4 protein-coding genes and 1 pseudogene are annotated in these 5,394 nt (G+C 56.8%); all 5 read left to right on the top strand.

Annotation, left to right across the window (positions count from 1 at the left end; genetic code table 11):
* Nucleotides 1-1,714: pseudogene (locus ABE456_RS28135) on the top strand (hypothetical protein); the annotation flags it as partial.
* A 2-nt stretch (nt 1,715-1,716) separates the two neighbouring features.
* Entirely contained in the window at nt 1,717-2,610 is an 894-nt protein-coding gene (locus ABE456_RS28130) for a DUF6708 domain-containing protein (RefSeq protein ID WP_346646847.1), read from the top strand.
* Nucleotides 2,607-2,864, top strand: coding sequence for a PAAR domain-containing protein (locus ABE456_RS28125; protein ID WP_346646846.1), 258 nt, complete (start codon nt 2,607-2,609; stop codon nt 2,862-2,864). The genes ABE456_RS28130 and ABE456_RS28125 overlap by 4 nt, the downstream gene beginning before the upstream one ends.
* Nucleotides 2,865-3,147: 283 nt before the next feature.
* Nucleotides 3,148-3,561 (top strand): histone-like nucleoid-structuring protein, MvaT/MvaU family, encoded by a 414-nt coding sequence (locus ABE456_RS28120; RefSeq protein WP_346646845.1) that lies wholly within the window; start codon nt 3,148-3,150, stop codon nt 3,559-3,561.
* 290 nt (nt 3,562-3,851) lie between these two features.
* The gene (locus tag ABE456_RS28115) at nt 3,852-5,177 is read left to right on the top strand and encodes an MFS transporter (RefSeq protein ID WP_346646844.1); all 1,326 of its coding nucleotides are present in this window, start codon (nt 3,852-3,854) and stop codon (nt 5,175-5,177) included.
* Nucleotides 5,178-5,394: the final 217 nt, after the last annotated feature.

Raw genomic sequence — 5,394 nt, 5'->3', positions numbered from 1 at the left:
CGACGAAATCGCTTCGGCCCGCGGCCTGGAGATTTCATTGGCGCTGCTGATTCAGCCGATGGGCCAGCCGACGCCCGGCACCGAAGCACAGGACCCGCGCCTAAAACGCCTTGAGCAGTGGCTGGATCAGCACGACAGCCCGCTGTACACCGCCCTGGCACCGTTCAACCCGTTCAAGGACAAGGCCGATGCGATCGGCAGCCTGTTCGGCGCCAGCGACAACGTGATCGAAGGGTTGGCCGGCCGTTTTCCGGCCATGGCAGGCATTACCGACCTCACCGCCCAGTCGGTCAATACCGTGGTGCTCAGGCGCCTGCGTGGGCAGACAAGGTGGGATGCCAGTCATGGCCTGCGTCAGCAGGTGATGTTGGCGGCGCGTGAGGGCAATGCCGAGAAAGCATTGGGGCTGCTGGCGGCGCGCTACCGCATCACCGAGCAGGCCATCGCGGAAAACCCCTTCAGCGAGGAGGTACAGAAGTATTTGAAGAGCGGCATGGCGCAGGTTGAGGAGATGAAAGAACTGCGTATCTCCGGAAGCCGGACGGTGTCCATCGAACTGACCACCACCGCGCGCGTGAAGCCCAACTTCCTCGGGTTGCTGACATCGGGCAGTGGCAGCGGTTTGAACGCGGGCATGCTGTGGTTCAACGTGATCTCACTCAAGACCGCCTACAACAGCCTGCAGCAGAGCGATGCACCGGAATACACGATGGGGTTCGCATCATCGATCTTCGGGGTAATCGGTGCGGCATCGGCGACGCTGGTGAGCGTGCGCGCAACGCAGAAAGCCGTGATGCTGAGGTTGAGTTCAACAGCACCAGGGATGGCTTTTGGCAATGGGGTTATCAAGTTCTTAAGCAGTAATCTCTACGCGCGTTTAGCGGGATACTCAGCAATCGCATTTAGCCTGTTCTCTGATATCTCCAAAGCAATACGTCAGAGCGCAAACGGCAGTCGATCAGCTGCCGACTACACGATGACGGGTGGTTTGACCATGGCTGTCGGGTCTGTTGTCGTCCTTGAAGCTGGACTTGCAGTTGCGGGCGTCACAACGCTAGTGCCCTTTGCCGGATGGGCCGCAGCAGCGCTTGTACTCGTAGGGGTTGCAATCATTGCTGGTGGGCTTTACCTACATGCCAAAGCCCACGAACACCTCCACAGCCCTATTGAATTTTGGGCAGCCCGCGGTATTTTCGGCAATCGCAATAATGATGGCGAGATCCGCCCTGAAATTCTCCTGGACCATGAAAAAAAGCTGCCTGCATTCCCTTCGTTACATGCAGAGATCAAAGCCTGGCACAACGAACATTACGGACCAAAACTACTTTCAGCCGAACAGGCCCTATCACTCGGTATCAGAAATGTAGATACCCGATGGCACGATAATAATCATTGGGCACCGCCAAACTGGACTGCCATCACGCGCAACGAAGTAGCCACACGTCAGCCAACAGCCGAATTTACAGTGCTGCTGCCAGGTTTCGTATTGGGAGTAAGCGAATGGTCAGGAAGCTTAAGCACGTTTCGTGACGCTCAAGGAATGGATGTATTCCCAATCGCCCCCACTGGCCAACTTGTAGCTGCCGGTTTGGTCCTGCACTTCGAGAACCCCCTATCCAACCAAAGTAATATCTCATTGCATCTAGCCTACAGTGCCAACCAAGGACTGGACGAAGACAATGAAACACAGTCAATATTTCGCCTGGAGCGCTAAATTTGTCAACTATCTGGTTATTCAATACAACATCAAACTCAGGACATAAACCCGCAATTAGCGGGCAGCTATTAAATTTATCAGAAAATACTTTATGCCTGCGAAACCCCTGGGTTACAGACTCAGTTTTTATGGGGAAACTCTATTGCGCAATGATTATCGCACTGATGATTGGCGCCTACCCTTATTTATTATCCAGCGAAGCCTGGGACCCCTACACATTCAGTCCCATCTTGATCGCCGGAACAGTGCTCGCACCTCTCATTTTCCTTCCATTCCTAGCCTATCGAATATATTTCATAAAAAAACTATCAAGCATCTGCCTCAACCGAACATCCAAAAAAATTTACTATCAACGATTGAGCAAACTATTCGTTTTTGACTGGAACAATACCGGCGGAGGCATCTTCAAGCGCACCGAATTCGGAGGCTCATCTTTCAGCACCAGCTACGCCCTCGCCTTCGCTCCTCGCCGAGCTGATGGCAGCCTCCACCAGAAAGACTGCCTCTGGGTCGACAGCAACGAACCCACCGAACCCGGCGTCAAACACGTTGCCGAAGTCTGGGAATACCTCCGCCATTTCATGGAGCATGGCCCGGACAAACTGCCACCGCCCGGCGAACCCAACTGGTGGCACCGGCCACTTCACGCCATCTGCCTGACCCCGGCCGAAGCCTGGCGCCACTACGCCCCCTGGCGCACCGGCGAACCGGGTGAAATGCAGGGCAAAAAGAACTGGCAACTGCCGTTCTGGGCCGTGCTGTACCCCTATAACCTCAAACTTGCCATCTGCTGGTATGGCGTCTGCCGGCTGTTCAACGTTCGCGCAGCACCGCCGCCGCCAGCAGCCTTCGAAGTGGCACCTGTTCAACCAAGCAAAAGGAAGCGCAAATGAAACCCATCGTACTCGTGGGCCATCGTCATAGCTGCCCGATACATGGCGAAGGCGAAGTGGAAACCGGCGCTAGCGCAACATTCGTGGATGGCAGGGCTGTAGCGCGCGTAGGCGACCGCATCAGTTGCGGCGCCGTAATCGAAACAGGGGCTGCCTGCACAATCATCGAGGGCCAACCCGCAGCAAGGGAGGGAGACACCACCAGCCACGGAGGAACGCTAATCGAAGGGGACCCAGGTTGGCTCGTTGATTAACAGCAAATAGTTGATACTAAAGCCTGTCCGGCTCGCGATCTGGGTCGTTCCGCGGCTCAAATCGCGAACCGGCTTTCACAAGCACGAAAACCCATTGAAATTTGTTGAAATTATTAACTCATCCAGCGTAGGAATTTACTTACACAAACAACACAAGTACAAACAGCCTCACAAACGACCAACCCATCACGATCAACCTGATAAATTTCTCAAATTATTTCTCCGCTTGCATTGCTGCGCAGCGGGCGCTAACACTAATCCCATCAAGCATTGGAGAAACCCTATGTCCCGCCTCGCCGAATTTCGCGCTCTGGAATGGCTACTGGCTACAAAAAAATCCGAACTCCACTTCATAGAAATCGACCCCCATTTTAGACGTGAACTCGAATTCGAAAGCAAGCTCCACGACCTACTTGCCGAATACCAATTCGACCTGGCAAACGTACTGACCATTTTCGAAAACGAGTGCAAGAACAAGTACAGCGATATCGATCAGCAATGGCGCCCCCTCGCACCCCCCCCACGTTACAGAACGCGGCAAAGCAAATACTATAAAAACCCGCACACCGGTGAAGTCGTAGAAGCCAAAAGCACCCTGCACAAAACCGTGCGCCTGTGGATTAAGCAATATGGCCGCAACGAGGTGGAAAGCTGGGCAACTGCATGGTCTGTTTGCGCGCACAAACCAGACCTTTAGCCAGCAGCCAATACCCCGCCCAGAACATCGGCCACCGCTTTCCCTACCCTCCCCGTCCTGCACCATCAGGCAACAAGGGTCAAATCCTTCTACCCTTTATTAACGTGAATCCCCGCCGCGCCCACAGGCCAACGCAACCGTTCGATAATCGAACAGTAGCCCGTCTCTTGAATTGACGCTGCCGCCTTCACTGCTCACCATGCACCGGCCTTGCGTGCCCCCCCTGCCTGGGAACCGGTCACGTACCCGAAGCACCGCAGCTGAATACAATTTCAAGAAACGAGCAGTCTATGAACCACTCCAAGATCACCCCCGCCGCGCCCCGGATGTCCCAGGGTTCGATCGGCGACAAGCTTCGAGCCGCCTTCGGCGTCGGCAAGACCCGTTGGGGCATGCTCGCCCTGGTATTCTTCGCCACTACCCTGAACTACATCGACCGCGCCGCTCTCGGCATCATGCAACCCGTCCTGGCCAAGGAAATGAGCTGGACGGCGATGGACTACGCCAACATCAACTTCTGGTTCCAGGTCGGCTATGCGATCGGCTTCTTGCTGCAAGGTCGGCTGATCGACAAGGTCGGGGTAAAACGCGCGTTCTTCTTTGCCGTGCTGCTGTGGAGCCTGGCCACCGGCGCTCATGGCCTGGCCACTTCGGCGGCCGGCTTCATGGTCTGCCGCTTCATCCTTGGCCTGACCGAGGCTGCCAACTACCCGGCCTGCGTCAAGACTGTGCGCCTGTGGTTCCCGGCGGGTGAGCGGGCGATTGCCACCGGTTTGTTCAATGCCGGCACCAACGTCGGCGCCATGGTCACCCCGGCGCTGTTGCCGCTGATCCTGGCCGTATGGGGTTGGCAGGCCGCGTTCATCGCCATGGGCAGCCTGGGCCTGGTGTGGGTGGTGCTGTGGGTGTTGAAGTACTACAACCCAGAAGACCACCCCAGCGTGCGCCAGAGCGAAGTGCAGTACATCCAGCAGGACGACGAACCCGAACCGACCCGCGTACCGTTCAGCCGTATCCTGCGCCTGCGTGGCACTTGGGCATTTGCGGTGGCCTATGCGATTACCGCACCGGTGTTCTGGTTCTACCTGTACTGGCTGCCGCCGTTCCTCAACCAGCAGTACAGCCTGGGCATCAACGTGACGCAGATGGGCATCCCGCTGATCATCATCTGGCTGACTGCAGACTTCGGCAGCATTGGTGGCGGCATCCTGTCGTCGTGGCTGATCGGCCGTGGCGTGCGGGCCACCACTGCGCGGCTGGTGTCGATGCTGATTTTCGCCTGCACCATGGTCAGCGTCATCTTTGCCGCCAACGCCAGTGGCCTGTGGGTCGCAGTGGCGGCCATCTCGCTGGCGGTGGGCGCACACCAGGCGTGGACGGCAAATATCTGGAGCCTGGTAATGGACTACACGCCCAAGCACCTGGTGAGCACGGTATTCGGTTTCGGCAGCATGTGTGCAGCGATTGGCGGGATGTTCATGACGCAGATCGTCGGCAGCGTGCTGACCGCCACCAACAACAACTATGCCGTGTTGTTCACCATGATCCCGGCCATGTACTTCCTGGCGCTGGTGTGGATGTACTTCATGGCGCCGCGCAAGCTCGAGAACACCTGAGCGCGCTAGCCACTTACCTCTACGGGGCCCTTGCGGGCCCTTTTTTTCGCCTGGCATTCATTACAGCTGCAACGCTGCACACTGTGGGAGATTCTGTCTTGCATAACTCTCCTGGCCAGCACTGGCCCTTGTAGGAGCGGCCTTGTGTCGCGATGGGCTGCAACGCAGCCCCAGGGTTTCAGCACAGATGCACAAATTGCCGGGGCTGCTTCGCAGC

The sequence above is a fragment of the Pseudomonas sp. TWI929 genome, assembly GCF_039673335.1.
In the GTDB taxonomy this organism is placed as follows: domain Bacteria; phylum Pseudomonadota; class Gammaproteobacteria; order Pseudomonadales; family Pseudomonadaceae; genus Aquipseudomonas.
The sequence above is the reverse complement of the archived record's forward strand: the minus strand, read 5'-3'. Positions and strand labels throughout refer to the sequence as shown.

Excerpts from the sequence above, each read along its gene's own strand:
- ABE456_RS28125 (WP_346646846.1), top strand. The coding sequence starts at position 2,607 with ATGAAACCCATCGTACTCGTGGGCCATCGTCATAGCTGCCCGATACAT.
- ABE456_RS28120 (WP_346646845.1), top strand. The coding sequence starts at position 3,148 with ATGTCCCGCCTCGCCGAATTTCGCGCTCTGGAATGGCTACTGGCTACA.
- ABE456_RS28115 (WP_346646844.1), top strand. The coding sequence starts at position 3,852 with ATGAACCACTCCAAGATCACCCCCGCCGCGCCCCGGATGTCCCAGGGT.